1 protein-coding gene is annotated in these 1,134 nt (G+C 59.9%); it reads right to left on the bottom strand.

The annotated features are described in order from the left end of the window. Positions 1 to 1,134 (bottom strand): ABC transporter substrate-binding protein (locus tag AC1DUU_RS32635; RefSeq protein WP_476787419.1); only part of this gene is annotated, 1,134 nt, incomplete at both ends.

The raw sequence follows: 1,134 nt of genomic DNA, 5'->3' as shown, positions 1-1,134 counted from the left end.
GATCATCTCGAATAGCCAAGCGAGCGGAACTTCCTCGGCGATAAGCGCCTGGGCGTCCTGATAGATTTTTGCACGCTTTTCCGGGTCGATCTCAACCGCACCCGCGTCGAACAGCTTGTCGAGCTCTGGGTTGGAGAAGGCCGAAACGTTGTTCCAGGGCGAACCCTCGATGATGTTGGACGTGGTGTAGAGACGTGCGACACCTAGCGCCGGGTCGCCATACTGCGACATGTACGAGAAGGCGATGTCGTAGTCCTTCTCGCCCAGGCGCTGGTTCCAGCCGGCGACGTCGGTGGCGGTGAGTTCCACCTGGATGCCGGCCTCGATGAGATTCTCGCGTGCGATTTCCGCTAGCCGCTGCCAGGTTTCGCCATAGGGCAGGGGCAGCAGGCGGATCGGGCTGCCGTCATATCCGGCTTCGGCGAGCAGTGCCTTGGCCTTTTCAACATCGCGCGGATACTGCTTGATGTTTTCAGAATAGAACCTGGTCGAGCTGTTCCACGGGCTCGGCGCGACTTTGGCATAGCCGAAGAAGGCGATGTCGCGCATGTTCTCGCGGTCGAGCGCATACATGATCGCCTGACGAATGCGCTTGTCCTGGATCCACCTAGACCCATTGTTGAGCCACAGGAAGCACTGCGATCCCTGGAATTCCCAACCCTTGGTCGTCAGTTCCGAGTTCGGCAGTTCGGCGAGGCGCTGCACGTCGAAATATTCGACAGCGCCGCCCGGCAGCACGTCCACCTTGCCGGTTTCATAGGCGGTCGCGCGACTGGCGCCATCGGGGATGACGTGGAAATAGACCGCGTCGATCGTCGGCACGCCTTCCTCGTGATAGGTCTCGTTGGCGACCAGCTTGAGGTACGAGCCCCTCTGCCATTCACCGAACTTGAGCGGACCGGTTCCGATGGGAGCATTGTTGACCGGATTGGTGTTGTAGTCCGTGCCTTCGTAGAGATGCTTCGGAAGCATCGGCATCGAGCCGACCTCGAAGGACTGGATGAAGGGCGCGAAAGGGGTCTTCATCTTGAAGTCCACCTTGTAGGGTCCGTCTGCGGTGATACTCTCCACCGCCTTCAGGAAATTGCGGACGCGCGGATGGGTCTCGCGCAGCATCTTGTCGACGCTGAAGAC

It is taken from the genome of Aminobacter sp. P4_H6_2 (assembly GCF_056400805.1).
This window is presented reverse-complemented; position numbering and strand designations above follow the sequence as displayed.